This window comes from Streptomyces sp. BA2, assembly GCF_009769735.1.
Lineage (GTDB): Bacteria > Actinomycetota > Actinomycetes > Streptomycetales > Streptomycetaceae > Streptomyces.
In genome coordinates this window covers 9,062,167-9,088,228 of record NZ_WSRO01000002.1, presented here as the reverse complement: position 1 = coordinate 9,088,228, position 26,062 = coordinate 9,062,167, and the positions used below count along the sequence as shown (strand labels likewise).

Below are 26,062 nucleotides of genomic sequence, written 5' to 3'. Positions count from 1 at the left end.
CTGCCCCCGAGCATCGCGCCGGTTCAACCTGCTGACCAGCCTCCGAGCCCCCCATATGTCCCCTATAAGTCACCCCTTACGTCACCGCAGTCTCAGCGCCCGAGTATCTGCCCGTAGTACAGCGCCCCCCGCAGCCCGAACAGCCGTGCCGTCAGGGCCTTGGAGCCTGCCCCGGCGCCGTTGGGCAGGGTCCAGATGCCCCCCGTGCTGAGGCTCTGGTCGTACTCCGCGCTGTTCTCGTTGTAGACGCCGACCGTGACGTCTCCGTCCCCGTCACCGTCGTGGTCCCCCAGGGCCAGCGCCGAGCCGAACTCGTCGTTGACCTCCGGCGCCCCCGGGACCCCGGCGGAGTCCTGGTGCCAGGCCGTCGACTTGGCGGTGCCCGAGTCGTCGAGCAGACCGTCCGGGCCCGAGGTCAGCACGGTCGCCGAGCCGGCCCGGTCCAACGCCCCGATGGCCTCGGCGGGCGTGCCTGCCACCAGGTCGTCCCGGCCGTCCCCGTTGAGGTCCCCCGCGGCCAGCTTGATGCCGAAGTTGTCCGCGTCCTCCGCCGTGCCCGCGACACCCGGAGTGTCCTGGCTCAAGGTGTGGTTGCGGGTGCCGAAGCCCTCGGCGCCCCCGCCTCCGTAGAACACCCGCACCTTGCCGCCCTTGGCCAGCTCGTCGGGGCCGCAGGCTCCGGTGGGCCGGTCGGCCTCGGCGATGATCAGGCAGTGCCCGAGCGCCAGGTCGTCCACCCTGTCGCCGTCGAAGTCGCCTGCGGCTATGCCGTAGCCGGTGGCCGGGGACTTCCAGTATTCCTGCAGCGCCGAGCCGTTCCAGCGCCACAGGGTGGTGCGCGAGTCGTCGTTGGAGTACGAGGAGATCGCCAGGTCGGTCTTGCCGTTCCCGTCGAAGTCCCCGGCCGCCAGCCTGCCCGAGGTGCCGCCGAATCCGGTGCGGAGCAAAGACGTCAGCGGCTTGTCCTCGGTGAGCGGGCCCGGCCGCAGCGTGACCTCGCCGAACTCCCCGTGGGGCAGGCCCACCGCCACGTCCACGGCGCCGTCCTGGGTGAAGTCGCCCACGGCGAGCGAGGCCCCGGCGCCGCCGCCCGCCGGGCCCTGCGCGATCGTCCTGCCGCGCTCGAAGTCGCCGCTGGACGAGCCGTGCAGGACGACCACCGAGCCGTGGCCCGTCGCCGCCGGGTCGCTGCCGACATCCTCGCCCGGCGCCCCGACGACGACGTCGGTGAAACCGTCGCCGTCCACATCGGCCGTCGCGACGGAACTTCCGAACTGGTCGTTCTTCTCGCTGGTGCCGGGGACGCCAGGGCTGTCCTGGCTGACAGAGGTGGTGAAGGAGCCCACCCCGCTCGATCCGCCGTAGAGCACGTGCAGGTAACCCGCGGACTTCTGGCCGTCGATGTCCCCTCGATACACGCCGACCACGGTGTCCGCGTACCCGTCACCGTTGAAGTCGGGCCCCTGAACGGCCGCCGCCGGCGCCGCGCCTGCCGTTGGGGCGAGCCCCGCCGATACGAGGACGGTGGCGGCGCCGAGCAGGACGGCCGAGAGTCTCTTACTGCGCACAAGTGCTCCAAATCGCAAAGCCGGACGACGAGTTCACGTCGACGACGAGTTCACGTCGACGACGAGTTCACGTGGACGATGAGTTCACGTGGCGGAGGGCAAGCGGATGCTCAAGACCCCAGCACTTCGCCGTACTTGATGGCGCCGTGGGGCAGCGCGAAGCCGAACGGGGTCAGCGACTTGCCCACCGGGTACGTCTCTTCGGTGCTGCTCGGCGCGAACCAGACGCCGCCCGACCTGGGCTCACCGGCGTTCTCCCCGGGTGCGCTCACCGCGGTGTCCCACAGTCCGTCGCGGTTGTAGTCGCCGACGGCCACCCGGGCGCCGAAGCGGTCGCCGGCCTCGGCCGTGCCGGGCATGTTCGGGGTGCTCTGGCTGCGGGCCAGGCCGCCGTAGGGGCCGTGCTCCGTGCCGTTCATGGTGACGTATCCGCCCGCGTCCTTCACGGTGCCCACGTCCTCGCCGGGCACGCCGACCACCAGTTCCGGCCGGCTGTCGCCGTTCAGGTCACCGGCGGACAGCGCGGCGCCGAAGTCGTCGCCCTCCTCGGCGGCGCCGCCGACCTCCGGGTTGGACTGCGTGATGCACTCGTTCTCGGTGCCGAAGTCCGCGGTCTTCGAGCCCTTGAGCAGGAGCACCGCACCGCCGAGCCGGTCCTCGCAATGCGTGGTCTCCGACTCGGGGTTGGGCTGTACGAGGCCGACCGCCAGGTCGTCCGTGCCGTCCCGGTCGAAGTCGGCGGCGGCGAGCGCGCTGCCGCGGTCGGCGTCGGCCCACCACTGGGCGGGCTTGGCCTGGTCGTCCCATCGCGTGATGAAGGTGCCGGAGTCTTCCATGGCCTTCCAGGTCGTGGCGAGGTCGTCCCGGCCGTCGCCGTCGAAGTCGCCGGTGGCCAGGTCGTGGGTGCGGCCGCCCATGCTGTAACCGCGCAGGGTGGTGGTGGTCACCGGGTCGGCGGTGAGCGGGCCCGGCCTGAACCGGAGCGCACCGCGCTCCTCACCGTTCTCGCCGTACGCGAGGTCGGTGTCGCCGTCGCCGTCGTAGTCGCCCGTGGCGATGGAGTCGCCGATGCTGCTGAACTCGCCCGCGCCCCTGGCCACGGTGGTGCCCTTGACGTTCCACTCCGAGCCGTCCAGGACGGTGATGGTGCCCTCGTCCCTGAGCTGCTCGGAGGTGAGCGACTCGCCGCTCGCGCCGACCACGAGCTCGAAGACTCCGTCGCCGTTCACGTCGGCGGGTGCCACGGAGGAGCCGAAGCGGTCGCCCGCCTCGGGCGTGCCGGGTATGCCGGCCTCGGCCTGGCTGATGACGCCGGTGGACTGGCTCGGGCTCTGCGGCCCGCCATAGATCACGCTGACGTAGCCGGCCTTGGCCTTGCCATCCACCGTCGCATTGGGCATGCCGACCGCGATGTCCGCGTATCCGTCGCCGTTGAAGTCGAACCGCGGGGTCGCGACAGCCGCGGCGGCGCTCCCGGCGAGCGGCAGGGTCAGACCAGTGGCGGTGAGTGCCGCTACGACGGTGGTGGCGGCCAGAGTACGTACGCGCACGGTGGAACTCCGTTGATCAAAGGGGGAAATGCGGGGGAAGGGCTTGCGGGAATGTGACTCACGAGGCGTACGAAGGGTTGTGCGAAGGTAGCGTCCTGGTGAACATGACTTGCCTGAGCGCGAGTTCCATCTCAGGGTCCGCCGGTCCTCCCGCAGGCAGACCGGGCCGGGCGTGGTCGTCATGGCCCAGCGCCCTCGCCTACGGCGAGCATCTGTGCTGTGAGGGTCAGGCCTCTCCCCCACCTGAGGCCGACGGGAGCCATCGTTACTGCCAATGGGCCGACAAATGACGGCTGTTCACGTCCCGTTGACGTGTGCCGTCCAGCCCGCCAGGCTCGGAACGCACGTGCGCATCTCCCATCCCCCCGCCCCTCATGGAGTGCTCTGATGCCCAGACGCATCGCACGACTCGCCCTCTCGCTTGTCATGCTCATTGCCGCCACCCTGGGCGGTGTCGTCGCCACCGCCGGAACTGCTCAGGCAGACGGCTGCTACACGTGGTCGCGCACCTTGTCCCAAGGGGCATCGGGCGCCGACGTGACGCAGTTGCAGATACGGGTAGCGGGTCACGCCGGCAACGGCGGCGTGCTCGCCATCGACGGCGACTACGGACCGGCGACGACTGCCGCGGTCAAACGGTTCCAGTCGGCTTACGGACTGGCCGCCGACGGCGTTGCCGGTTCGGCGACATTCAGCAAGATCTACGCCCTCCAGGACAGCGACTGCACACCGATCCACTTCACCTACGCCGAACTCAACACCTGCAACTCCACCTGGGCCGGCGGCGCAGTGAGCGCGAGCACCGCGAAGTCGAACGCGCTGCGCACCATGTGGAAACTCGAGGCGTTGCGGCACGCACTCGGCGACCAGCCCATTCGCGTGACCAGCGGCTTCCGCTCGCATGCCTGCAACGACGCGGTCGGCGGAGCAGCCGGCAGCCGCCACCTGTACGGCGACGCGGCCGACCTCGGCTCGGGCCCGCACTCACTGTGCCGACTCGCCCAGCAGGCCCGCAACCACGGCTTCAACGGAATTCTCGGCCCCGGCTACCCGGGTCACAGCGACCACACCCACCTCGATCACCGCGCCAGCCGCTTCTGGTCGGCGTCGAGCTGCGGCATCTGAACACACCGGTGGGCGCTCCCGAACTGCTCAGGGGCGCCTGCCGGTCAACTCAGTTCAGCATCCGGTCGAGCTCGTGTCAGCCCCGGACTCGGCCCGCCTTCGTCCCCTCGCGCCGGGCCACCGTCAGACCCAACGCCCCCACGAGCAGCAGCACCACGATCGTGCCGAGGGTGAAGGTTTCGAAGGTGAGGCGGGAGACGCCCCAGACGTCCTGGAAGACGTAGTCGATGCCGAAGAGGTTCTCCAGGATGCCGGGGAAGAGGGCCGACCAGGAGCCGATCAGGATCCAGGCGTAGACGAGGATCGCGCACGCGAGGAAGCCCCGGTCGCCGAAGGGGACTTGGTAGGGGCGGGTGACTTCCGGGCGGCGCAGGCGCAGCACGATCAATGCCGGGACGACCGCCAGGTAGGACAGCAGCAGCGTGGTGACCGCCACCGTCAGAACGACGCTGAAGACCGCGCCCGTGTCGCCGCGCACCAGTTGCATCGCGGCGAGCATGAACGCCGTGGCCACCGCGCCGGAGAGCAGGTTCGTGCGGACCGGCGTGCCGAGCCTGGGATGGAAGGCGCCGAGGGCTCGGCTGAAGAAGCCGCCGTCGGCGGCCGCCATCGCCTGCATGCGGTCGCTGACGACCATCCAGGCGCTGCCCTGGGTGAGGAGCGCGAAGACGAACATCACCGCGGTGAGCGTGAGGAGCGGTCCTGCCGCGCCGCCGTAGACGCCGAAGACCAGACGGACGCCCTCCATGAAGCCGCCGATGCCGGTGACCTTCGAGGCGGGGACCACGGCCAGGAGGGCGAGGATCGGCAGCAGGTAGCAGGCGGCCGCGATCGTCGCCGAGCGGCCCAGGGCGGCGGGTACGTCGCGCTGCGGGTTGTGCATCTCCTCGCCGGCCGCGTTCGGCGCCTCGAACCCGACGTAGGCGAAGAGGAGGATCGGGACCAGGGCGAGGAAGCCGGCCGTCGTGGGGGTGAAGTCGGCGCTGGTCAGGCCCTGGAAGCCGTGCTCCGCCCCGTACAGCACCGCAGTGATCGTGAAGAGGGCCAGGGAGAGGACCTTCACCAACGCGCCTGCCGTGGTGATCCACTTGCCGCGGCTGAGGGAGACGACCGCGGTGAGGATGGCGATCCATGGCGGTGATGTCGAAGCGCTTCAGGCTGCGCCGCAGGCCCGGAGTGGCGTGCGGCGCTTGCGGTGCGGCGGAGGAGAGTCTGGTGGACACGGGCAGTTCCTAAGGCGGGAGGCGGGGACTGCGAGCGAAGGTGTGCGGGCGCGGCGACGGTGCGGGGCCACGTCGGGCGGGCGCGGCGACGGTGCGGGGCTGCGTCGGACGGGCGGCGCGACGATCGGTGATCGGAGGCATGGGAGGCCCGGTGCGGGGCCGGGCCCCCCGAGTGCGTCAGGCGGGGCGGATCTCGCCGGTGGCGTCCGTGCGTTCCAGGACGCCGCGCAGGGCCGAACCCACCTCCTTGGCCTCGGCCTCTGTCATGATCAGCGGCGGGGACAGGACCAGGCTGTGCGCGGCGTCGCGGACGATGACGCCGGTCTCGCGACGGATCACGTCGTGCGGCATCCGGTGGGGATGCAGTGGCAGCGGCGCCCGGGTCGTACGGTCCGCGTGATGTGGTCGGCGATGTACCGGGCGTCGTGCCAGACACCCCAGATGAAGCTCGACCCGCGACGGGACAGCCAGGGCAGGCACGAGGTCGGGCGCGAAACGCAGCACACCGCCGTCGTACGACGCGGTCATGCCGACGAGTTCCACACCGGTACCGGCAAGTGCGCGGAAGTCCACGGTGTGGCCGCCGTGCGCACCGCTGACCGCGATGGTGACATGGGCGGCGCCCTGCGGCGGCGTAGTCAGGTCCCAGAGCCCGAGCACCCCGAGCCACCAGCAGAAGTCACGCCCCCGGTACTCGCGCGGCGGCCGGTCGTGCGGGCCCACGGACAGGAACACCCGGCGCCCGGCCCTGCGCAGCTCGTCGGCGATCTGCACCCCGGAGGAGCCGGCACCGACCACGAGGACGGCGCCCTCGGGCAGTTGCTCCGGATTGCGGTAGCCGCTGGAGTGGATCTGCGTCGCCACCGCGCCGTCCGAGACGATCGGCGGGATCACGGGCCGCTGGAAGGGGCCGGTCGCTGCGACGACGAACCGCGCGTCGATGGAACCCTCGGACGTCTCGACCCGGAAGCCCGGCCGACCCTCGTGATTGCGCACCGACGTCACCTCGACGCCGCAGCGGACCGGGGCGCCGATCTTCTCGGCGTACGCGACGAAGTAGTCCGCGACCTGTTCCTTCGACGCGAAGGCGTCGGGGGCGACATCGGAGAACTCGAGGTTGGGGAACCGGTCGTGCCAGGCGGGCCCGTTCGCGACCAAGGAGTCCCAGCGTTCCGTCCGCCAGCGCTCGGCGATCCGGTGCCGCTCAAGGACGATGTGCGGTATGCCCTCGGCCCCCAGGTGCTCACTCATCGCGACGCCGGCCTGACCCGCCCCCACGACGACAACTTCCGTCTCTTCACTCGCCATTTCGGCCTCCAGACAGGCGATAGTCCATCCATCTTTGGGCGCACCCGAAACCCTGTCCAACAGATGTTTCCGTGGAGAGTGATCTAATTTTCCGATGTGAAGGAGAAGATCTGCACCCATTGCGCGAGCGCGGTGTTGCGGGTTACGTCGCCGCCGCCGAGCTTGGTCTCTGAACATCTGGACGCGAGTCGTCCGCGGCTACCCGTCAGGCAGGCAGGTGCCGCGTGGTGCCGTCGCCGCTTCCGTTCAGCGGGATCAGGGTGGCCAGGTGAGCGCCCTTGACCCAGGAGCCCAGCAGGTCCCGGTGGAGGGCCACGATGTCCTGGCGCAGTGCCAACCCGAGGGCAGCCCTCGTGAACGAGCGGCAGGTGGTGACGAACAGGGCGACATCCGCGCCGTGCTCGAGGCGGGCGGTGCCGACGAACTTCTGCATGTCCTGCGAGGACACACTGCGGTGCGGCGCGTACTTCTTGCACTGGACCACGAGTTTGCGGCCGTCGGGTAGATAGCCGACGACATCGGCACCCAGGTCGCCGCTCTTGCCGCTCACGACGACCTTCGTGCAGCCGTCCCGTCGGCACAGATCGGCGACGTACATCTCGAACTCCTGCCAGGAGAGCGCGTCGACCTCCGTCATCGACAACTCCCGTGCCCTCGCCTCCTCTTGGGCCCGCCACTGCCGGTCCTGCCCGACCGCGAGCCGGTGCGCACGCCACAACCCCCATCCGGCCCCGCCCACCACCGCGATGGCGAGCACCGCCACCAGGACGGGCCACACCATCGCCCAGTTCCCGGCCACCCACACCGCGGCGACAACCGCAGCCACCGCGCCCCAGCCCTGTAACTGCCTGCGCGTACGCTTCCTCATCCGCCGACGCCGTCGTCGTGCTGCCATCACTCCCCCGCTCCCCATGCCTGCCCGTGGTCCGCAGTGTGAAAGGCCTGCTCGGCCCCGACAAGAGGGCCCTCTGCGGCCAGACGCCGACGCCTCCCCCACGTCTATGGCAGAAGTCGGCGACCAGACTGTTCACATGAAGCGGCGACCAATAACAAGCCGAATACGGCCGACCCGGACCGCAGCGCGCATGCGCCAGTCCAGACCCTGCTGCAGGAGCTGATCCGAGAGGACCACCTCCTGGTCGCCGTCGACGTCTTTCATGGCCAGCGATGAGTTTCCCCACCTGCCTCCGTCTGACCTGGTGAACGCCGAGGAGGCGGAGGAGGCGGAGGAGGCGGAGGAGGCGGAGGAGGCGGAGGAAACGGAGGAAGGCTATGAGCAAGACGACCCGCATCACACAGGTCGCCACAGCCGGGCCCGCTGAGCTGCCCATGTTCGCTGTGCGTGACCGGGATGGCAACAACCTCTTTCTGATCGAAAACTCCTGAACAGGTGGCATCCATGATGAACAAGCAGTTCACCGCAACCCTGCAGAAAAGCCCGAACAAGGGCGGCTGGACCTACGTCGTGTGGCCCGAGTCGGCCGAGTTCTTCGGCACCCGCGGCCTGGTGAAGGTCAGGGGCACGATCGACGGTCATCCGTTCCAAAGTTCGTTCATGGCTCTCGGGAACGGCACGCACAAGCTGCCCGTGAAGGCGGACGTGCGCAAGGCGATCGGTAAGGAGGAAGGTGACACCGTGACCGTTCGCCTGGAGGAACGAATGGACGCCTGACTCCGGACACGATCACCCCCTCGTGATCTGACGCGCCCCCCCACACCGCCGACGAACGCCTGCACGAGGTAATTGTTGCCGAGGGCGAGCGTTGCCTGATGCGGCACGAGACCGGGGTCCTCCAGAGCCCGCGGCCGAAACGTCGCGAGGACGCGTCGGACCCCCGGGCCGGCCGGGTGAGGAGGCCCGTCTCGGCGCGGCTCAAGGCGAGCCACTCCACCTAGCACGCCGGACACGAGCAGTACTCACTCGTGCGCCCGGCGTCCGCAAGCAGACTGAGGTGCCGCATCCTCACGTCCGGTGGCGCGAGGGCGGGGCAGTCGCCCATACCCTCCCCACCGGCCCCGGCTGATGGCACGCAGCATCTTCAGCCCTCGAGTCGCGCGAGAGCGCGCGGCACCTTAGACCGGACATATGAGCGAGAGTGAAGAGCAGGTCTATCGTCCCGGCGAGATCGTCCCTGAGTCGGGGATCTACGAGTGTGAGTGCGGACAGCACCACCGGTACAGCGCCGACGTGCGCGGCCACCGCTTCCCCCCGCCGCACGAGGGATGCACCGGCAGCGGCTGGAAACTCGTCATTTCCGCCCACGATTCCTGATCACTCGAGCGGGCCAGAGCTCCGTCCGCCGGTGGAGCCGAGGCCAGTGGAGCCGAGGCCGACGCAGGCCGACCGGGCCCGCCGGCGCTCCCGGTCGAGGGCGACGCCGTGAAGGACTTCGGCACGGGCGCGCCCCCCGCCCCGGCTCCCACCTGGCTGAGCCGGCCAGGTGGGAGCCGCTGACGCCCTGTAGATACTCAAGAAGCCCCGACTGGACGGGGGAGACCAGCCGGGGGCCGTAGAACGTGACAGGCGGAGGGCAGTCGCCTCTCGGCGAAGGGCTCCATGGGGCTTCAGCCGAACGATCGTCCCCATGGGCTATAGGTGAGGCCCGGGGACACTGTCCCCTCCGCAGCCACACCAAGAGGAACGATGAGCCGTACACAGATGTTCCAGACCGGCCAGTCTGGAGAGCCAACTCCTGAGGGTTGGCCCTCCAGGGCTCAACCCGCCAGCTTCACAACGGCATGTCGAACCGATGAGTGCTTTGCTGTTCGCCGCACGTCAGCGAGAGAGCGAGGGCGAGCGATCCGGCTCCGGGTGTTGGCCCTGGCTGCAGTGAGACCGAGCCTTCGGTGAACCGGCCTTCTGGGTCGGTACCGAACGCGCCACCGCCGTCCGTGTATTCCCCGCCGAGATCGTCTTCCGCTTCCAACGACAGAAAGATCGGCGGCCCGGCCTCCGTCATCGAACCGTCGGGCTCGTCCGCCCACCTCTCGGGAAGCGCAGGCGTGATGCGGTAGAAGAGTTCGATCTGCTCAGAGGTCCATGTGAGGCGCCGCACCTCCAGTTCGTGGTGGCCGCCCAGAACAGCAAACGTCCTGCCCGCACCGCCTCCACTCTTGCGCTTACCTTTGCCCATGCCCACTCCCAACGGTGTGCCGGCGCCTACCCCTCATCTCGACCCCTTGGGCGGCACCTGGCAGGTGATGTAACGCGTGGCGCCGGCTCGCGGGTTGCTGTGGCTCTTGATGAGCCAGTAGAAAGTGATCTTGTTCTTGGTGCGGATGGTGTGCTTCGTACTGCTCCCCTTGCGGTTGTACTTCTTCATACTGCCGTGGAAGTTGTACGTGCTCGCCCGGGGATGAGGACCGTACGGTGCATTGATGGCGTGGTTGTTCACCCAGGCGTTGGGCATGGATACCGTCACGGCCGGGCCGAGTTTGGCACGCGTCCGCGCCGTCAGTTTGAAGTTCCAGCGGACAGTACCCGCGGAGGTCCGGTCCCAGTCGACGTTGGCGACGCTGTGCTTCCATACCCCGGTGCACTTCTTGTCCGCCGCGGTGCGGGCATGTATCTCCTCGGCCCGCTGTTGGACGCGCGCGTAGGTGACAGCCGGAGCTTCCCCCTCCGCAATGCTGATCAGCTCCCCCACGTCCGTCTCGCCGTGCGACTCAGCCGCGTGCGCGGGAATTGAACCTCCTGCGAGGAGAGAGGCTCCGAGCACGGAACAGACCAGCAGCGAGTGCTGCCTCTTCTGAGGCATTTACAGCTCCCCGTTCAGTCATGCTCACCGCAACATCTGCGGTGAGCTCCTATCGGTCACGGAGACAGATGGAGCCTTCCCAACGCCCGTTCCCCCGAACGGCGTCAATAGATCGTTAAGCCTCGCGCCCTCCTTCAACTCGCTGGAAAGACGGCAGCGTTGGTATCCGTCCTGCTTGAGGCTTGAGGCCGGCCCTTGGCGGTTGGAGCGTCGCGAGAGGCTGCCTGTGTGCCCGCTTCGAGTCACGGTTGAACTCCGCCATCGACCAGCGATAGCAGTGTGCGATCAGGCCGGCGCACCAGGAGACGGCGACCTCGCTGCCGAGTAAGAGGCAGCAGCGGTTTGCCATGCCCATCCCGACCGCAGATGGTCGATGAACGCGTCCACCTCAGCGGGCTCCACTGCCACCGATACTGGCTCGCACGAGGAGATGGATGCACAGCTTGGCCAGGCGCTCGCCGCGAAAACGCGCAGCGACCTGGCATCGGCTCTCGTCTCACTCCTGGCAGAACGCGAAGAAGGCACGGTCACGATCGGCGTCCAGAGCGGACGGATCACGCGGGATGGCGTTTGGCTGATGCCACGCTCACTCTGCCTCGTGACGCTACCGTCCGGTTCGAAGATCTCCGCACCACGTGGAAAGACCCGCGCTACAAGACACGTCGGACCCCAGGCTCCGGCGGGCCGACGATCCGGATCTCCGGCGCCATGGAGTACGGACGGTTGAGGATCCGGCACACGCGGCATTGAGGCACACGGCCTTAACTTGCGTTTTAACCTCTGCCTCAATCAGTTCTTGGCTGGTCGAGGCAGACAACAGATCTCGTACTGGGCCTGGGCCGCGGTCTCCATCGTTTCGCCTGGTTCGGGGGCACCGCGTTCGAGGCGTTTGACCTGGCCGTAGACCTTGTTCAGAGCTTGGTTGACGACACTCGCTCGCCTGAGTACTTCTTCGGGGGCGATCATCTGTGCTTCGGAGTATCGATCGCGGTGCGCGTTCTTCGCCTCATCGAGTGCGTCGCTGTCGGCTGCCTCCACGCCGCGTTCCCTCATGACGTGCAGGTGGCGGTTGAGAGCGGTGGTGAACTGCCGAGCATCCCGGTTGAGTTCGGCAAAACAGGTACGTCGCAGCGAACGGTTCTCGCGGACCTCCTCATGGTCTCGAACGAGTTCTATCTCCAGGCGCTTCGCTCGTTCGGAGCCGCGCTGGGTGAGCAGCGCCCCTCCCAGGGTTCCGGCGACGCCTGCGACAGCGATGATGACTGAGCTGAGATCCATCGACGTACCCCGTGAAATTCTTCGGCCTCGTGCCCGCTGCACATGGCCCAGGCCGTCAAGTTTGCCGCTCCTCGGTGCGCCGGGGTTTGGTGCCCTTCTTGTGGTGGGCGGGGGCGGCTGTATGCCTCGCCGGTGGCGAGTACTCTGCCCACGTCATGACGGGTGGCCGGGTGGCGGTTCTTCGAACCCGGCGGCCGACCAGGCCCGGGACGAGACGGTTTCGGTGCACATGGCCGGGGAGCCGGTCTTCGTGCACAGGTTCCTGAACCCCCTGCGGACCCGGGCAGGCGTGAGCCTGTTCGGCGGGGCTGGTTTCTCCCATTGGGCGGCGGAGATCGGGGGCCAGCGGCCGCGCGAGCCGGAGCTGGGCATAGGCGGCGATCACCAGCCATGTCCACCCGTCGGCAGCCTCCGAGCTGCGAAGCCGGGGGCTTGGTTCACCCGAGTGTCTGCCTGAACAGGCGGATACCGCCTCGGCGACCATCCCGCGCACACGCGCGGGGAGCAGGCGCCCAGCACCCGGCCGACGAGGCCACGGACGGGGCCATCCCCGCGGGTGCGGGGGGGCACGACGTTCGCCGCGGGCGAGGACCGGGGACTCGACATCCACGTCGACGGTCAGCGCGACCACGGCAGACGCGCCGTTCAGCCAGTCCTCGCCGGCGGTGCGCTGCGGCCACGCCGTGCACCGGACAGCAGGTCGTGACACGGGCGGACTGCCCGGCGTCGGGTGCCGTCCATGCCGTTCACCATGGGGGCGGCTCCGCTGCGACAGCTCTGACGCCAGGGGAAAGGGCCGTTCCAGGAGTCTCCGTCGGCAGCGTCGCCAAGTTAGCTGTTACCGGTCGGCGTTCGCCGCCGAACTTGAGCTTGTACCGGTGCAGAGAGAGCTGCTCCGAACCTCCCAGGTTCACGCGCTGCACGCCGTGTTCCTGTAGGTCTTCGAGTGCCGCGTACAGTCCCGCCTCGGTAAGCCCGGGCCTGCCCGCGCAGACACAAAGGTTCGCGTAACACCCCACGGTCCCCGCGCCGATGGGCTCGAAGAGGTAGAAGCCGCATGCTTTCCCGTCCACGCTCAACACATAGGGATGAGCCTCTTCGGCGGGGTGCGCCAGCATGTTGACGTAGGCGTCGGCCCGCACATGCCGTTCGGCTGCCCACTGCGTGACCACGGCCCCTACGGCGTCGGCCCAGTCCGCCGGAGGGCACCCGCGATAGGCGCGCACACTGATCGTTCCCCCTCCGGAGTCGTTGCGGAACCGGTTGAGTCTCCTGCGCAGTTTGCTGTTGGCCGGCGTCATGAGGGCATCCCCGGTGAGCTCCTGCAGTTCGACGACGACTTCAGGAAACGAGGCGTCGTCCTGGGGCGCCCCGGCCGCCCAGGGGTAGCGCATCATCGGAACGAAACCCGCGTGCTGCAAGCAGTGATCCTGCGTCGGCGAGCGCCGCGTGCTTGGTGTAGACGGGGCGTCCGGACCGTTCGGCAAGCCACGCAACCAGATTCCGCACCACGGGGACAACGGCGTCTCCCACCGGGCGGACGAGCACGTAATGCCCGCGGTACAGGCCGATACTGACCAGCGTGCCGCCGTCGAAGTACTTGAAACCGCACCCCAGGCCGCGACAGGCCTGCGTGATGTAGGTCCAGCTGTTCCCGTAGGTTTCGCTCCCCCGCTCCGCGTGAAAGAACGCTCGGAACAGGGCCTGATCCCCGGGCCCAATAGGACTGACATCAACGGTACTCATCAGAGGGGACCTCGCCTCCGTCACGTATGGCGCCCGTTCCAGTGACACATCGGCTCCACCGTCAGTCATGCGGAACTGGGCCGGTGGAGTGATATGCGGAAGTCATATTCCAAGCGCGGTAACGCCCAACGGACGCTACGGACCGGAGTGCAACGACTGATGGGATTCCCCGGTGCTGCTGCCAAGATTCGCGCCGACGCCGCAGCCGCGCAGTTGGCCGACGACGTCCCCGCCCCGCCGGTGGTCTCGGTCGTGCTGCCAGCGCCGCGTCCGGCCGCAGCCGTTTCCGCCCCGGAGCCCGCCGATGTCGAGGGCGACCCGGAGCTGATCCTCGAGGCGCTCACCCGGGAGCAGGTCCTGGAGTGCCGCAACCGGGCCGCCGCCGACCACCAGGTCGTTCACGAGCACATCGAGCGGCACGGCGAGGGCTCGGCTCAGCCGAAGTTCGCATCTCTAGGGCAGTGAGGTGTGGACTCGGTGCAGATAGCTGAAGTCATGTTCGAGGCGACGCTGTACTACCGGCCGGATTTCGCGAGTGGCGACGTTGAGGGTAACGCCGCCGACCACGCCGAGTAACCAGTCCAGGCTGGGCAGCAACAGGGAGCCGGCGGCCGCCGCTGCGAGGCCCATGGTCACTGTCACCGACCGGTGCACCCAAACGATCCGGCTGTCGCGTGCCGCGGACCGGTAGTCCGTCAGTGCTTCGTCCAGCTTTACTCGGAGTTGGGCAAAGATATCGGCGGGGTGTTCGTAATCGCGCCGCAGGTCGCCTAGCAGGCGGTGCAGGGCACGCATCAGCCGTAGGCGTTCGTCCGTGTATTTCTCCCGGAAGGCGAGTACTTCGGCGAGCGTGGTCTCGGCGGCAGGCGCTGGAAGTAGTTTGCCCAGCTCTATCTCCCAGGCGAGGGCCTGGCCGTCCGCGGCCGGGCGCAAGGCCAACCGCTGTGCTTCCACACGATCGGTGTAGGGAAACAGGCGTCGTTCAGTGGCCAGTTGGGCGATCTCCCGGGCGAGCACCCCGACGACCAGTTCCTGAACCTCCCTTGCAACTGCCAGACGTCGTCCAGTACCCAATGGTCGGGAGGCCCACGTTTCGGCCAGACCCAGTTGGAGAAGCTGCCTCTCAAGCCACCCGTTGGCCTTCGTCGGGTGCAGGAACGCGTCAGGTGGCCATGAGGGACGGGGTGGCTCCGCGCTGGCCGCGAGACTCTCGAGCTCTTCGGCTAGGACCGCACTGACGTATGGGCGGGCCCGGGCAATTCGCATGGACGAGTTGGGAGGGTAGAGGCCGCCCACGATGTTCTGAGTGTGCGTGACGGGGGTGTAGAGCTGTCGCTGCTCCAACTCCTTCAGCGGCTGCCCGACTGCGGCGTCGCAAACCTCCGGGTCTGTGGGGACCACGGAAGCGATGCCGTCCCAGTACAGCAGCGCCTGGTGCACCACTTCGGTGGGCGGGTTCACCAACGGGTAGTACAGCAGGACAGCCACCGCGGCACCCTCAGTCCTCGACGATAGCGAGAGCTCACCGTAAGGGACGGACCGTGCTGGTTACGGCCGAAGTGACCACCTGAGCACCGAAGTGACGGATCTAGGCGTTGGACTGTTGACACGCCCCATGGGCGGTCACAACACCGCAGGCACGCGATTTCACCGGGAGGAGTGGGGTGCTGCGGGCTGAGACGTTGTGGGTGGAGACGTTCACCGGGTTACGGTTCGCTGCCTTTCAGCGGTTGCTGAAGGTGGTGCGGGAGCGGGGCGGCGACGGTCCCGGTGATGGTCTTCCGTGGTGTCTGCCGTTGGCGGATCGGGTCCTGTTGGTGACCGTCTTCTACCGGACGAACTTCACGATGCGGCAGCTCGCGCCGTTGTTTGGGCTTTCGTCGGCGACCGTGGGCCGGGGCGTCCAGCGGTTGGGACCGCTGCTCGCCCTGGGCCGGCGGGCCGCGCGGATCAAGTCTTCGTTGGTGACGGTGGGGCGTCCGCCGACTCTGCCGCGGGCGCGGGCTCGAGCACGAAGACGGGGATCACACGGTCGGTCTTGTCCTGGTACTCGGCGTACGGCGGATACGCGGCGACCGCGCGCTCCCACCACTCGGCCTTCTCGGCCCCGCTGATCTCACGGGCCGTCATGTCCCGGCGTACGGACCCGTCTTGAAGCTCCACGTGCGGGTCGAACTTGATGTTGAAGTACCAGACCGGGTGACGCGGGAAGCCGCCCTTCGATGCCACGGCCGCATACCGCCCCTCGTGCTCCACGCGCATCAGAGGAATCTTGCGGATCTTGCCGCTCTTCGCGCCACGCATCGTGACGATGACCACGGGCAGACCCGTGTCCCAGAGCGTCGTCCCCTGTGTGCCACCCGAACTCTCATACAGCTCGACCTGTTCGCGTATCCACTGCGCCGGGCTCGGCTCGTACTCGCCCTCCATAGGCATCGCATCCACCCCACCGTCGCGTACGGACTGTATTGCGCAGTTCAACACAAGCACCGCGCGGATTCCTAGACCGCCGAAACGGCTGGGTGCTCTGCCAAACGCCCGACTGGATGACAGGCGCTCAGCGCGGACGGCTACGTCAATGTCGTGCTCGCAGCTGTGGGCCTGGATTGGGCGTGGATGGTGCGGACGGCGAGCCCGCCCGGGGGGCCAGGCGGGACTGAGCTGTTCCGAGCTCAACGGGGTGCGGCCTCGGGCCCCCCGAGCAGGGATTCCAGCAGGGACTCGTACAGGCTCCCCGTGTCGAACGGGTCGTAGCGGGGCGGATTCTCCTCATCGACGAAGGGATCCAGAGGCGCGACCACCGTACTGTAGGACGGCCGGTGTTTGTACTGAATGGATATTCTGTCGACTGGCACAGGACCGACGCGGTGCAATGCCGACCGGTACGCCCCGTTCGTCCACCGCTGCGCGTAATCGCCAAGGAACACGAATAGCGCGTCCGTAGCCGCCGGAACGTGAATCCAGGAGCCGCTGTAGCTCTGCACTTCCAGGCCCGGTTCGTCCTGGGCGATAACGGTAAAGATGGCGTGATCGACGTGCGGAGACATCGCATAGTCGACCGTATTGGCGATCTCCGCGCCGTATCCGACCTTGTAGTAGTTGAGGCCCAGCCGGTGCATCGGCGACTTCATGTAGGGGGCGAAGGAATCGCCGCTCAGGGCAAGTCCTTCGACGCAGGCCGAGAAGATCCTGTCGCCCAGAACCGTCATGCGCTCGAAGAGAGCGGCGCACTGCCTGAAGGGCTCATGGTAGAAGTCGGCCGACCGGCCCGACGCCAGAGCGCCGGTCGTCCTGCCGATCCGGTACTGCTCACAGGCCTCGCCACCCGTGTGCGAGGTGCTCTTCTCCCGGCCCAGGCTCCGGTATCCCAGGAACTGCGAAGCCACACTGGCGTTGAATTTGATCTTCTCCCCGAGTGGCTGAAGGTAGAACTTTCGAGTCTCTTCGAACGCCGAAGCGACAAGGTCGACCGGTACTCCATGATTGCGTACGAAGAAGAATCCGTGCTGACGGCATGCTTCACTGATTTCAGCAACAGATTTCGTCGATGAGAGATCCACCGACGGTATGGCCAAATCTGCACTGCTTACGTGGTTCACTTCCTTCCTCCCATGACATCTCTGCATGCTCTTCCGGCGTCCGGTAATTCCAACCAAAAGCTGTCCGGAGGCCGGCACGTCGGCCCATGGTAGCTTCCTGGTACGGCAATTCTAGGCGGTCATTTCGGCCAACCACATGGCGTCCAGCGTGACAAATGAGGCCCAGTGTGACAGACGAAGAATTACCAAATAAGAGCCCCCTATTCCACTCGTCAACTTTCGAGGGGAATTGCCGGAGAAGCTCTCATGCGAGCCTCGGCGCCGTCCGGCCCGGCGGAACCCCGGCTCCCTCCAGGCCTCCGCACTCCCCGGAGGCCGGCGGCTCCGGCAGATGGGCGCTGGCCATGCTGGGGGTAACGGCGCTGTGGGGCTGGACGTATGTGGTCGTCCAGGACGCCATCGTCCTCATATCCGTCCCGGCGTTCCTCGCCTACCGCTTCCTCGGTGCGGCAGCCGTCGTCGGCCTCCTCCAGGCCCGCGAGATGAGCCGCATGACAGCGGGCGAGGTGCGGGGCGGCGCCGTGGCCGGAGGCGTGCTCTTCGCGGGATACGCATTGCAGACCGCTGGTCTCGAACACACCACTGTGTCGAACGCCGCCTTCATCACCGGCCTCGCCGTGATCCTCACCCCGCTGCTCGCGGCGCTCGTGCTGCGCACATCGCCCCGCCCGCGCCAACGCGCAGGCGCCGTCCTGGCCCTGATCGGTCTTTCGCTGCTCACTCTCACCGGCCTTTCGGTGAACCGTGGCGACATCCTGATGCTGGGCTGCGCCCTCTCCTTCACGGTGCAGAACGTGATCCTCGCGCGCGTCGGCCCCGGCACCCACACAGGGCTCCTCACCTTCGTACAACTGACAGTGGTGGGCCTGTCGGGACTCCTGTGGACCGTCGCCACCGGCCCCCTCACCGCCCCCGCCACGCAGAGCGTCTGGCTCGCTCTGGCCGTGACCGCGATCCCGGGCTCAGCCCTCGCCTTCTTCATCAAGACCAAGGCGTTCACCACCTCTTCGCCCGGCCGCATCGCACTGATCATGGCGATGGAACCCGTGTTCGCCGGGATCTGTGGCTACTGGCTCTCCGGAGACACTTTCACCGGTCTCAACTTCGGCGGCGCCGCCCTGATCATGTGCGCGATCCTGCTCGCGGAAACCGGCAAACGCCCGGGCCCTGACACGTAACCCGGGCCCCGGATTCGGCATTGGCATTGGCATCGGCATCGCGACCGTCTACCGCTACATACGCGAGGTCGTCGACGTCCTGGCCAGCCTCGCTCTCTCGCTGACCGAAGCGATGAAGAGAGGTCGAGCCGTCGCCAAGATCGGAGCCCCTCGCGTAGTCGTTCGCGAGGGCAGCCATTTCATCGCCCGTTATGCCGGGATCGATGGTTCGGTTCGGTTCGGTTCGGTTCCTCCTTCTCAGCGCAGCTGCTCGGCCAGTCCGACGATGATGCCCGCCGGGCCGCGGAGATAGCAGAGCAGATAGCTGTCCTCGAACCGGGCGATCTCGCCGACGAGTTCGGCGCCGTGAGGGCGCAGGCGGGCAACGGTGTCCTCGAGGTCGTCGACGGCGAACATGACGCGGTGCGTGCCCAGAACGTTGTGCGGCCGGTTGCGCGGCCCGGCGCTGATCACCGCGGGGCTGCGGTACTTCGCCAGCTCGAGCCGGCTGTGTCCGTCCGGGGTCCGGACCATCGCGATGTCACAGCGGACGCCGTCGAGTCCGGTGCACTGGTCGGCGACGAGGCCCTCGACCTCCGCCCTGCCCTCCAGCTCCATACCGAGTTCCACGAAGAACGCGATGGCGGCATCCATGTCCTCGACGACGATGCCGACGTTGTCCATCCGCTGAATCGCCATGCTGATTTCTCCTTCTTCCTCGCGCGGCCGACGGCGGCCGCTGATGTCCCTGGGACGAAGCTGGTCGCACGTTCTCGACATCCTCAGCCCGAGAACTCCGACGAACTCCGACGAATCTGGATCGCGCCTCAGCACCGCTGCAGCAGACCCGCGGGACAGGCGCCACCACCGAGCGTGGGTGCGGCGCAGGTGGCCGCTCCGATGAAGACGACCAGCCGCAGCGGGCGTCTCAGACCCAGGGTGTCTCAGGCGGCGTACGTCCGTAGGCGAGACGCGTTCCCCGCCGGTGGTTCGGGAAGTCGAAGAAAGAATATGGCCGCGCGGCCGTCGGCGCTGCACGGATAACCTGCGCGAATGAAGCGGATTCAGCGGGCCGCTGGCGCGGTCGTCGGCTCAGCGGTGGGTGACGCCCTGGGCGGCCCTTTCGAGTTCGGTCCCCAGGGAGCCTTCTCCGCGCGGTTTTCCGCGCCTGGTGCCGGTGGCGAGATGTGCGGCGGCGGTGGCTGGGATCCCGGCGAGGCCACTGACGACACGCAGATGGCCGTCCTCGTCGCGGAGTCCCTGCTGGAGCGGGGCGGACTGGATCTGCCGGACATCTTCGCCCGCTTCCAGCGGTGGGCAGCATCAGAACCCAAAGACATCGGCCTGCAGACCGAAGACGTCCTGACCAACGGCATGCCCTGGGACTTCGCCGCCGCGATCCATTTCCAGGTCAACCAACGAGCCGCGGGAAACGGCTCCCTGATGCGGGCATCGACCTCCGCGGTCCACTTCGCAGCCGGCGGCCGAGAGGCCACCATGGACGCGGCCCGCCGCATCGCCGCCCTCACCCACGGCGACCGCGCGGCTTGGGAAGGCACAGCGATCTTCCACGAACTCATCCGCGTCACGCTCGAGGACACCGATCCCCTCACCGCGCTCCCGGTCGTCCTGACTCTCGTCCACCCCGACCACCGGGACCGTTACGCCGCCGTCCTCGCGCCCGACTGGCATCCCGATCAGGCGACCGAGTTCAACGGTGCCGTCTGGCCCTGCCTGGGCTCCGCCATCTGGGCCCTGCGCACCACCACCAACTTCGAAGACGCGATACGCGCGGCGATCGACCTCGGCGGTGACACGGACACCGTCGCCGCGGTGACCGGAGGCCTCGCGGGGGCGTACTACGGGCTGGATGCGATCCCTGCCCGCTGGACCCAGCCGCTCCATGTCCCCCTACCAGGATTCGACGGACGGGTGCTGCGCATGGCGGATCTGCTCCACCTTGCACAGCGCCTGGAGGGTTGAAGAGAGACCTGCTTCGCGACGGCGCCTTCTACGAATTCCGCGCGGGCACCGCCGCACTCCGGCTTCATCGGCCGCTGCATCTCCTGGAGGGCCGCATCGACGAGGCGTCTGCCGAGGGGGACCGTCCGGGTCGAACTCGCCTCCACCGGCCGGCACTTGAAGGGGACAGGACGGACCTGGGCGCGATGGTCGGCCGGCGCGCGACAGGCAGGCCGGCGCGGGCGCCGCGCTTCAAGGTCGCCAGGTCGGCACGGTAGGCGCGGGGGCATGCGTACACGGTCCGTGGACACCGGGTCCGCAGCTCCCGTGGGCCAAAACATTGCGTGCATGTAGAGGATGTCTGCGCGCGGCAGAGCATCTTCCACGGAATTCTGCCGCTCGACCCGGCAGCCGTGTCGAAGAGCCGCAGCCCCAGCAGCAATGAGTTCACCAACCGGGATCACAGGAATCCGCTGAGCACCCAGGTCGCGCCGTCCAGCGCACCCAGACGCTCTCGCGCTGTGTAGAGGACTGCCAATGCCTGGGTGGGGCGCTCGCCGTGCCCGCACCCGGCATTGAGGACCGGGACACCGCCTGCCAGGCGAAGAGGTGGCCGGAGCCAGTCTCAGGGTGGCGGAAGACGATCAAGTCCCCGAGGTGGGACAGCATGACCGCCATGTCGCCGAGCGTCTCCTGGTAAAAGCCCCCCGCACGCGTCGTCGACGGGTCGGCGAAGCCGGTCGCCCGTCCACCCAGCCTCAGCATGGCGGACTCGTGCGACATGCGGGTGCGCGTACTGGGCTCGTAGAAGGCACTGCCGAGGATCCCATCCGCTACGGCATGCCCCAGTCACCCGCGTTCGAGGCCCCGAGCGATTCGCTTTTCCAGCCTGGCCCGGCAGTCCGGCCACTCCGCTGCGGTGATGGAAAAGATCGCAGAGTCACGGAGCGAACCGACCTCGCCCGGAGCCCACGACCGGGACCAGTACCGCAGTACGCCTTCGAAACGGGCGCCCACTCCTTCGATCGCCGCCCGACAACGGCTGTTACGTGCGTCCGTCTTCAAGTCGAGGCGTGCTACCCCCCAGTTCTCGAACGCGTGCCTGAACAACAAGTACTTGGCCTCGGTGTTCGTCCCCGTGCCCTGAGCCGACGCCGCAAGCCAGGTGTAACCGACCTCGACCGCGCACAGGCCCTCTCCGGTCGGCCACGGCCGCGGATCCCAGTAGGCCGTGGCCCCAACCACCCAGTAGCTCGTACGGGTTCACGTGGGTGCCTACGGCGGCCGAGGTTGAGGGGTACACCGACCCTCAGCTCGCCCGCGCCGCTGCCGGGAAGCTGGCTCCCCGTACGCGCAGGTGGAGCGTGTCTCGGGGGGGGAGTCAGGGGCGACCACCGACACCGCGTCCACAGCCGTGAGGAAGTCGCGGGGCCCGCGAAGGAGGGCGGGGCTGTCGGGCCCGCCGAGTTCGTCAAGGTCCTCCGACTTACCTTCGACGACCTTCGTGGGCGTGAACACGAACTTGCCGGTCTTCTTGGCGCTGGGAATCTCTTGCTCCGGGCTCGGCCGGCCGAGCCGCAGCGCCTTCGCAGCCGTTGATCATCCCACTCTGCAGGAACAGCCCACCGGCCCAGTACCATCACCACGACACGACAACCGCGCCTGGCAGGGACTGACGATAGGTCCCAGGGATGTGCGGATGGCCCGGTTTCGCGGGAAACCGGGCCATGCCCGGGCGGCCCGGTCGGTCGCACGGTCGGACAGCGGGCGGACGGATTAGCGCAGTCCGGAGAAGAGATCATTCTCGGGTACGGCCGCCCCGGTGGCGTCCTGGACACGTACGAAGGTCTCCATGCCCATCAACTCGCCGAACCTCTCCTTGCCCATCTTGAGGAAGAAGATGTTCTCGCCCTGGCTGGCGTGCGCGGCCAGCGCATCGAACTTCTGACCGCTGAACGCGACGGTGTCCACCCACGTGGTGATTTCATCGTCGGGGAGGCCGATCTCGGCCATCTCGGCGGCCTCGGCAGGATCCGGCTCCGGCATGTCCTCATTGAACTCGCGCATGATCTCCCCGAACCGCTGCATCATCGAGCGGGGCATCGTCGTCCAATACACCTTCGGCGTCAGCGCGGTCATCTCCAGCGCCGCCATCGTGATGCGGTGGGCCTGGATGTGGTCGGGATGGCCGTAGAAGCCATTCTCGTCGTAGGTGACGACCACATCGGGCCGGTAGTGCCGCATGAGTTCGGCGAGCCGGGCGGCGCCTTCCTCCACGGGGGTCTGCCAGAAGGATCCGGGGGCGTCGTTGCTCGGCCAGCCCATCATCCCGGAGTCGGCATAGTCGAGCATCTCTAGATCGCTGATCTTCAGGACCTCACAGCTCTCCTTGAGTTCTTGACGGCGCATCAAGGCGACGGCCGCCGGATCGTGTCCGGGATCGCCCGGCTTGACACCCCCCGGTCCGTCACCGCAACCGCCGTCGGTACACGTCACGAGAACCGTGCGGATGCCCTCAGCCGCATACTGCGCTAGAACCCCTCCGGTTCCGGTGGCCTCATCGTCGGGGTGGGCGTGTACTGCCATGAGTGTCAAAGGCCGGTCAGTCATCAAACAGTCCTCCTGCAGCAATATGTCCTGGTCCCAGTGCGCGGCGGGCGTACCGCGACCTTGGGGCCCGACTCCTAGCGGGGCGGATGACCTTGTGGTATCCGTTTCCCGGCCGAGCGATGCCGATGCCGGTGCCCCGGTCGATGCAACAGCGCCGACCGGACCAGCTGTTCCCGCCGCGGCCACTTGGTCTTCCACGCGTCGGATGAGACTGCCGTTCTGTCTCAGGGATGGTGTGGCATTTCGGGCTCCTGCTGACAGTGTCTCCCCAATGCCGGACAACATCGACACGTTGTCCCGTCGCCGCTGCGGGGGCACACCGTGCCCGCCTCACCAGCCCGCGATTAAAGGGACCCCCTGCGGGTGCACGGATGCCGGGTGATCGCTCCGGTGTTCACGGATTAGGAACTGGAAGGACTGCGGCGGTTCTGGCCATGGTCGGGCGTCGGCTGTTGGCGCAGCGGAGTTTCCGGTCATGTGGCCAGGTCCAGCCATTCCCCGACGGCCAGCACATGTGCGCGCCGTCCGGCGTGGGTGCGGAACTCATCCTCCGGGTCCAGGACCTCGGCGTAGCCCGCGATCTTGTCCGGCTGTTCCGCCTCGTAGTGCATCGGCACTGCGTACCGGGCGTCGAGGATCTCCGCGGCCGCGGCGGCCCGCCTCGGGTCCATCGCGGCGGGCAGCGGGCGCGGGGCTGCAGGTGCGGCGCGTCGACCACCGCGCCGTTGGCGGGCAGGAACACCGCGTCGAACGGGCTGAACCGGCGCCCGACGAGCCACCAGTAGCCGTGGAACACCGTGTCGCCGCCGTGGAAGACCCGCTGCCCTTCGCCCTGTACCACCCAGTTCAGCTGCGGATCGCCCAGCCCATCGACGGCAGGGACCGCGGTGACGCGAAACGGCCCGACTTCGCGGGTGGGCAGGCGTCCACGACTTCGGCAGCCAGCCGGTGCAGGGCGAGCTCACGCTCGGCCGGCAGCGTCGTCACGTTGTCCACGTCGTCGCCGTGATCGGGCGCCGGTCGCAGCAACGGTGCCCCCGGCGTCAGCGTGTCCGCGAGCGCGGCCGCGTCCGTACTGCCCGGCGGGTTCGATATCGACCAGGCATTGTTCGAGATCGTCCTCCAGCACGACCGGCGGCCGCAGGCCGGGCCCGCCGTGCGATCGAACGGGCCTTGGACCAGTCCTGACCGCAGGCCAGTCCGGGCACTGGACGAGTACGCCAAGGCTTCCTCGCCCAACCGGGACGAGTGCGCTAGCAAAAACGGGCTTAACGCCCTCCGGCCAGCCAACGCCCCTTGATGCACCGTCAAGTTGACAGGACTCGCACACCGAAAAATCGTGACGAAGGATGTCGTGATTCGTCAGTAACTTGGCTTCGCGGCGATCAGACAGCCGCCCGAATGACCCATCACGAAGGAGCGTCAAGTGGGGTCTCAGGTCAATCCGTGCATCACGTTCAACGGCAATGCACGGCAGGCGATGGAGTTTTACCGGGAGGTCTTCGGCGGCGAGTTGGAGTTGGGATCTGTGGCGGCGTTCGGCTCGCCGGACTCGCCCAACGCCGACAAGGTCATGCACTCTCGTTTGGACACTCCCGCCGGTTACACGCTGATGGCATGGGACCATCCCGATGAGAGGCCCGGCCACCCGCCCTATCGGCCCGGCAATAATGTCGCGATCTTCCTCGACGGCGACGACCGGGGGCTTCGCGACTACTTCGAGAAGCTGTCCGTCGGTGGCACCGTCACGCTGCCTCTGGAAGAGCAGATGTGGGGCGACGAGGCGGGCTCGCTGATTGACCAGTTCGGGATCAGCTGGATGTTCAACATCACCGCCCAGAGCCGCTGATCGGCGACCGGGTCTCCTGCCCGAGCTTGGGCCTTCGGCTTCTTGCAGCTCCTCACGGCTGGGCGACGCCGCGTACCCGAACGCCGTCCTCGTCAGAGTCGGCGCGTTAGGGGTGGGGCAGGGTGAACACCACCTCGTAGCCCTTGGGTTGGCGGGGGCCGGCGTGGAATTCGCCGTCGTGCAGACGGACGCGCTCCCGCATACCCTGTAGACCCCGCCCGCCCGAGCGCCCGCCCGGGAGTTCCTCGCGCCCGGGTGCGGGAGCGCCCTTGCGGGGGCCGCCTTCGTCGCGGACGGCGACGGCGAGACCGGCGGTTCCGTGGTCGATCGACAGGACGACACGGGTGCCGACCCCTGCGTGCCGCAGCACGTTGGTCAGGGCCTCCTGGACGATCCGGTAGGCACACAGGTCGGCGTGCGGCATGAGGGGGCGCGGGGTGCCGGTGACGGTTGTCGTGACGTTCAGGCCGACGGCGTCCATCGAGGCGGCCAGCGCGGCGACGTCCTGCAGGCCCACAGTGCGACCGTCCTGTGCCTCCCCGGGAGCATCAGCGTCGTCCGGCGGCACGCGCAGTACGCGCAGCAGGTCGCGCATGTCGGCCAGGGCACGGTGGGTGGAGGCCTCGATGGTGCTCAGGGCGTCGCGGGTCTGCCGGGGGTCCTTGTCGCATACGAGGCGGGCGAGTCCGCTGTGCAGGGACACGACCGACAGATGATGGGTCACGACATCGTGGAGTTCCCGGGCGAGGCGGAGCCTCTCCCCCGCCACGGCCTGGCGGGCCAAAGCTCCTTCTTGCTGTCGCAGCCGGTCGGTGAGCCGCACGAGGCGCCGGTTGCTCTGCCGCAGACGGCGCTGGTTGTAGCCGATGCCCCAGACGATGGTGACGAACGCCAGGGTCTCCACGACGGCCAGCCACATGGAAGACGTGCCCGCGCTGAGGGCGTGGTGGATCCATACGGCGGTGGCGAGGGCCGCGCCGGGCGCCGCCTTGCGGGGCGGGTCCACGGAGGCGACGGTGAGGAAGGCCAGCATCGGCGACCAGACGTTGACGGTCGGCTGGTATCCGGCGGCCGTGTAGGCGGCCAGGGCGGCGCTGGTGACCAGCAGGACCGTCCAGGGCATCCGGCGGCGCAGCGCCAAGGGCAGATTGACGGCCACGGTGAGCACGACGGCTGTGGAGTCGAAGTCCGGCCACCGCGGCGCGTGGTGGGTCACCGCGTATACCAGCGTGATGGCCAGGACAGCCACGGCGATGCCCAGATCGACGGCGTACTGCCGAGCTCGCTCATTTCCCGCCCGCATTGCTGCAGGTTAAACGAACCGTGCCG

The 26,062-nt window shown here is 68.0% G+C and carries 27 protein-coding genes and 3 pseudogenes; 8 read left to right on the top strand and 22 right to left on the bottom strand.

Features of this window, described 5'->3' with window-relative positions; genetic code table 11:
* Positions 1-92: 92 nt before the first annotated feature.
* Positions 93-1,568 carry an FG-GAP-like repeat-containing protein gene (locus E5671_RS43570; RefSeq protein ID WP_160509710.1) on the bottom strand — a complete coding sequence of 492 codons (1,476 nt, stop codon included), beginning with the start codon at positions 1,566-1,568 and terminating at the stop codon, positions 93-95.
* A 110-nt stretch (positions 1,569-1,678) separates the two neighbouring features.
* Positions 1,679-3,118 (bottom strand): FG-GAP-like repeat-containing protein, encoded by a 1,440-nt coding sequence (locus tag E5671_RS43565; RefSeq protein WP_160509709.1) that lies wholly within the window; start codon positions 3,116-3,118, stop codon positions 1,679-1,681.
* A 387-nt stretch (positions 3,119-3,505) separates the two neighbouring features.
* Here E5671_RS43565 and E5671_RS43560 point away from each other — a divergent pair, with 387 nt between their 5' ends.
* Positions 3,506-4,243: a D-Ala-D-Ala carboxypeptidase family metallohydrolase gene (locus E5671_RS43560; RefSeq protein ID WP_160509708.1), complete on the top strand. Its 738-nt coding sequence runs from the start codon at positions 3,506-3,508 to the stop codon at positions 4,241-4,243.
* Between the two features lie 76 nt (positions 4,244-4,319).
* Here E5671_RS43560 and E5671_RS43555 read toward each other — a convergent pair whose 3' ends face one another.
* The 4 genes from E5671_RS43555 to E5671_RS47185 all read right to left on the bottom strand — a co-directional run bounded on the left by E5671_RS43555 (position 4,320) and on the right by E5671_RS47185 (position 7,933).
* The gene (locus E5671_RS43555; RefSeq protein ID WP_336606090.1) at positions 4,320-5,366 is read right to left on the bottom strand and encodes an APC family permease; all 1,047 of its coding nucleotides are present in this window, start codon (positions 5,364-5,366) and stop codon (positions 4,320-4,322) included.
* Between the two features lie 277 nt (positions 5,367-5,643).
* Positions 5,644-6,774, bottom strand: coding sequence for a flavin-containing monooxygenase (locus E5671_RS43545; protein ID WP_237330379.1), 1,131 nt, complete (start codon positions 6,772-6,774; stop codon positions 5,644-5,646).
* Between the two features lie 205 nt (positions 6,775-6,979).
* Positions 6,980-7,642, bottom strand: coding sequence for a restriction endonuclease (locus E5671_RS43540; protein ID WP_237330378.1), 663 nt, complete (start codon positions 7,640-7,642; stop codon positions 6,980-6,982).
* Positions 7,643-7,801: 159 nt separating this feature from the next.
* Positions 7,802-7,933, bottom strand: a complete 132-nt coding sequence (locus E5671_RS47185; RefSeq protein ID WP_272902852.1) for a hypothetical protein — start codon at positions 7,931-7,933, stop codon at positions 7,802-7,804.
* A 243-nt stretch (positions 7,934-8,176) separates the two neighbouring features.
* On the opposite strand from E5671_RS47185, the gene E5671_RS43535 reads away from it, so the two are divergent.
* Positions 8,177-8,446 (top strand): DUF1905 domain-containing protein, encoded by a 270-nt coding sequence (locus E5671_RS43535; RefSeq protein ID WP_160510809.1) that lies wholly within the window; start codon positions 8,177-8,179, stop codon positions 8,444-8,446.
* Between the two features lie 414 nt (positions 8,447-8,860).
* Entirely contained in the window at positions 8,861-9,046 is a 186-nt protein-coding gene (locus E5671_RS43530) for a hypothetical protein (RefSeq protein WP_160509705.1), read from the top strand.
* Positions 9,047-9,503: 457 nt separating this feature from the next.
* Here E5671_RS43530 and E5671_RS43525 read toward each other — a convergent pair whose 3' ends face one another.
* The 6 genes and pseudogenes from E5671_RS43525 to E5671_RS43500 form a co-directional block, all read right to left on the bottom strand.
* A complete protein-coding gene (locus E5671_RS43525) occupies positions 9,504-9,914 on the bottom strand; it encodes a hypothetical protein (protein ID WP_160509704.1) in 411 nt (136 codons plus the stop codon).
* Positions 9,915-9,941: 27 nt separating this feature from the next.
* Positions 9,942-10,532 (bottom strand): hypothetical protein, encoded by a 591-nt coding sequence (locus E5671_RS43520; RefSeq protein ID WP_160509703.1) that lies wholly within the window; start codon positions 10,530-10,532, stop codon positions 9,942-9,944.
* Positions 10,533-11,321: 789 nt separating this feature from the next.
* Complete coding sequence (locus E5671_RS43515; RefSeq protein WP_160509702.1) at positions 11,322-11,810, bottom strand: hypothetical protein; 489 nt, start codon at positions 11,808-11,810, stop codon at positions 11,322-11,324.
* A gap of 92 nt (positions 11,811-11,902) precedes the next feature.
* Positions 11,903-12,274: pseudogene (locus tag E5671_RS46695) on the bottom strand (NF041680 family putative transposase); the annotation flags it as partial.
* 282 nt (positions 12,275-12,556) lie between these two features.
* On the bottom strand, positions 12,557-13,207 hold the full coding sequence (locus tag E5671_RS43505; protein ID WP_160509701.1) for a phosphatidylglycerol lysyltransferase domain-containing protein: 651 nt from the start codon (positions 13,205-13,207) through the stop codon (positions 12,557-12,559).
* A complete protein-coding gene (locus E5671_RS43500) occupies positions 13,152-13,556 on the bottom strand; it encodes a hypothetical protein (protein ID WP_160509700.1) in 405 nt (134 codons plus the stop codon). The genes E5671_RS43505 and E5671_RS43500 overlap by 56 nt, the downstream gene beginning before the upstream one ends.
* 159 nt (positions 13,557-13,715) lie before the next feature.
* On the opposite strand from E5671_RS43500, the gene E5671_RS43495 reads away from it, so the two are divergent.
* Positions 13,716-14,021: a hypothetical protein gene (locus tag E5671_RS43495; RefSeq protein ID WP_160509699.1), complete on the top strand. Its 306-nt coding sequence runs from the start codon at positions 13,716-13,718 to the stop codon at positions 14,019-14,021.
* Here E5671_RS43495 and E5671_RS43490 read toward each other — a convergent pair.
* Positions 14,010-15,044, bottom strand: coding sequence for a DUF6236 family protein (locus E5671_RS43490; RefSeq protein WP_160509698.1), 1,035 nt, complete (start codon positions 15,042-15,044; stop codon positions 14,010-14,012). The two genes, E5671_RS43495 and E5671_RS43490, sit on opposite strands and share 12 nt — an antisense overlap.
* A gap of 176 nt (positions 15,045-15,220) precedes the next feature.
* Here E5671_RS43490 and E5671_RS43485 point away from each other — a divergent pair.
* Positions 15,221-15,487, top strand: a pseudogene (locus tag E5671_RS43485) (helix-turn-helix domain-containing protein); the annotation flags it as partial.
* 19 nt (positions 15,488-15,506) lie between these two features.
* On the opposite strand, the gene E5671_RS43480 reads toward E5671_RS43485, so the two are convergent.
* Both E5671_RS43480 and E5671_RS43475 read right to left on the bottom strand, forming a co-directional pair.
* Complete coding sequence (locus E5671_RS43480) at positions 15,507-15,992, bottom strand: nitroreductase family deazaflavin-dependent oxidoreductase (protein ID WP_160509697.1); 486 nt, start codon at positions 15,990-15,992, stop codon at positions 15,507-15,509.
* 236 nt (positions 15,993-16,228) lie between these two features.
* Positions 16,229-17,155 carry a 2-oxoglutarate and iron-dependent oxygenase domain-containing protein gene (locus tag E5671_RS43475; RefSeq protein WP_336606013.1) on the bottom strand — a complete coding sequence of 309 codons (927 nt, stop codon included), beginning with the start codon at positions 17,153-17,155 and terminating at the stop codon, positions 16,229-16,231.
* Between the two features lie 155 nt (positions 17,156-17,310).
* On the opposite strand from E5671_RS43475, the gene E5671_RS43470 reads away from it, so the two are divergent.
* Entirely contained in the window at positions 17,311-18,333 is a 1,023-nt protein-coding gene (locus E5671_RS43470) for a DMT family transporter (protein ID WP_272902851.1), read from the top strand.
* Between the two features lie 237 nt (positions 18,334-18,570).
* Here the strand turns inward: E5671_RS43470 and E5671_RS43465 are convergent, their stop codons facing one another.
* Positions 18,571-19,011, bottom strand: a complete 441-nt coding sequence (locus tag E5671_RS43465; protein WP_160509695.1) for a VOC family protein — start codon at positions 19,009-19,011, stop codon at positions 18,571-18,573.
* A gap of 354 nt (positions 19,012-19,365) precedes the next feature.
* Between E5671_RS43465 and E5671_RS43460 the strand changes: the two genes are divergently transcribed.
* Positions 19,366-20,295 (top strand): ADP-ribosylglycohydrolase family protein, encoded by a 930-nt coding sequence (locus E5671_RS43460; RefSeq protein WP_160509694.1) that lies wholly within the window; start codon positions 19,366-19,368, stop codon positions 20,293-20,295.
* Positions 20,296-20,721: 426 nt separating this feature from the next.
* Here the strand turns inward: E5671_RS43460 and E5671_RS47845 are convergent, their stop codons facing one another.
* The 5 genes and pseudogenes from E5671_RS47845 to E5671_RS46675 all read right to left on the bottom strand — a co-directional run bounded on the left by E5671_RS47845 (position 20,722) and on the right by E5671_RS46675 (position 23,913).
* Positions 20,722-21,099 carry a hypothetical protein gene (locus E5671_RS47845; protein ID WP_443032815.1) on the bottom strand — a complete coding sequence of 126 codons (378 nt, stop codon included), beginning with the start codon at positions 21,097-21,099 and terminating at the stop codon, positions 20,722-20,724.
* A 24-nt stretch (positions 21,100-21,123) separates the two neighbouring features.
* Positions 21,124-21,516 (bottom strand): annotated as a pseudogene (locus tag E5671_RS43450) (GNAT family N-acetyltransferase); the annotation flags it as partial.
* A 534-nt stretch (positions 21,517-22,050) separates the two neighbouring features.
* Positions 22,051-22,884: a PIG-L family deacetylase gene (locus tag E5671_RS43445; RefSeq protein ID WP_160510806.1), complete on the bottom strand. Its 834-nt coding sequence runs from the start codon at positions 22,882-22,884 to the stop codon at positions 22,051-22,053.
* Positions 22,885-23,357: 473 nt separating this feature from the next.
* The gene (locus E5671_RS46680) at positions 23,358-23,555 is read right to left on the bottom strand and encodes a hypothetical protein (RefSeq protein ID WP_237330377.1); all 198 of its coding nucleotides are present in this window, start codon (positions 23,553-23,555) and stop codon (positions 23,358-23,360) included.
* Between the two features lie 175 nt (positions 23,556-23,730).
* On the bottom strand, positions 23,731-23,913 hold the full coding sequence (locus E5671_RS46675) for a hypothetical protein (protein WP_237330376.1): 183 nt from the start codon (positions 23,911-23,913) through the stop codon (positions 23,731-23,733).
* A gap of 397 nt (positions 23,914-24,310) precedes the next feature.
* Between E5671_RS46675 and E5671_RS43435 the strand changes: the two genes are divergently transcribed.
* The gene (locus E5671_RS43435; protein ID WP_160509693.1) at positions 24,311-24,733 is read left to right on the top strand and encodes a VOC family protein; all 423 of its coding nucleotides are present in this window, start codon (positions 24,311-24,313) and stop codon (positions 24,731-24,733) included.
* Positions 24,734-24,839: 106 nt separating this feature from the next.
* Here E5671_RS43435 and E5671_RS43430 read toward each other — a convergent pair whose 3' ends face one another.
* Positions 24,840-26,036: a sensor histidine kinase gene (locus tag E5671_RS43430; RefSeq protein WP_160509692.1), complete on the bottom strand. Its 1,197-nt coding sequence runs from the start codon at positions 26,034-26,036 to the stop codon at positions 24,840-24,842.
* Positions 26,037-26,062 lie beyond the last annotated feature (26 nt).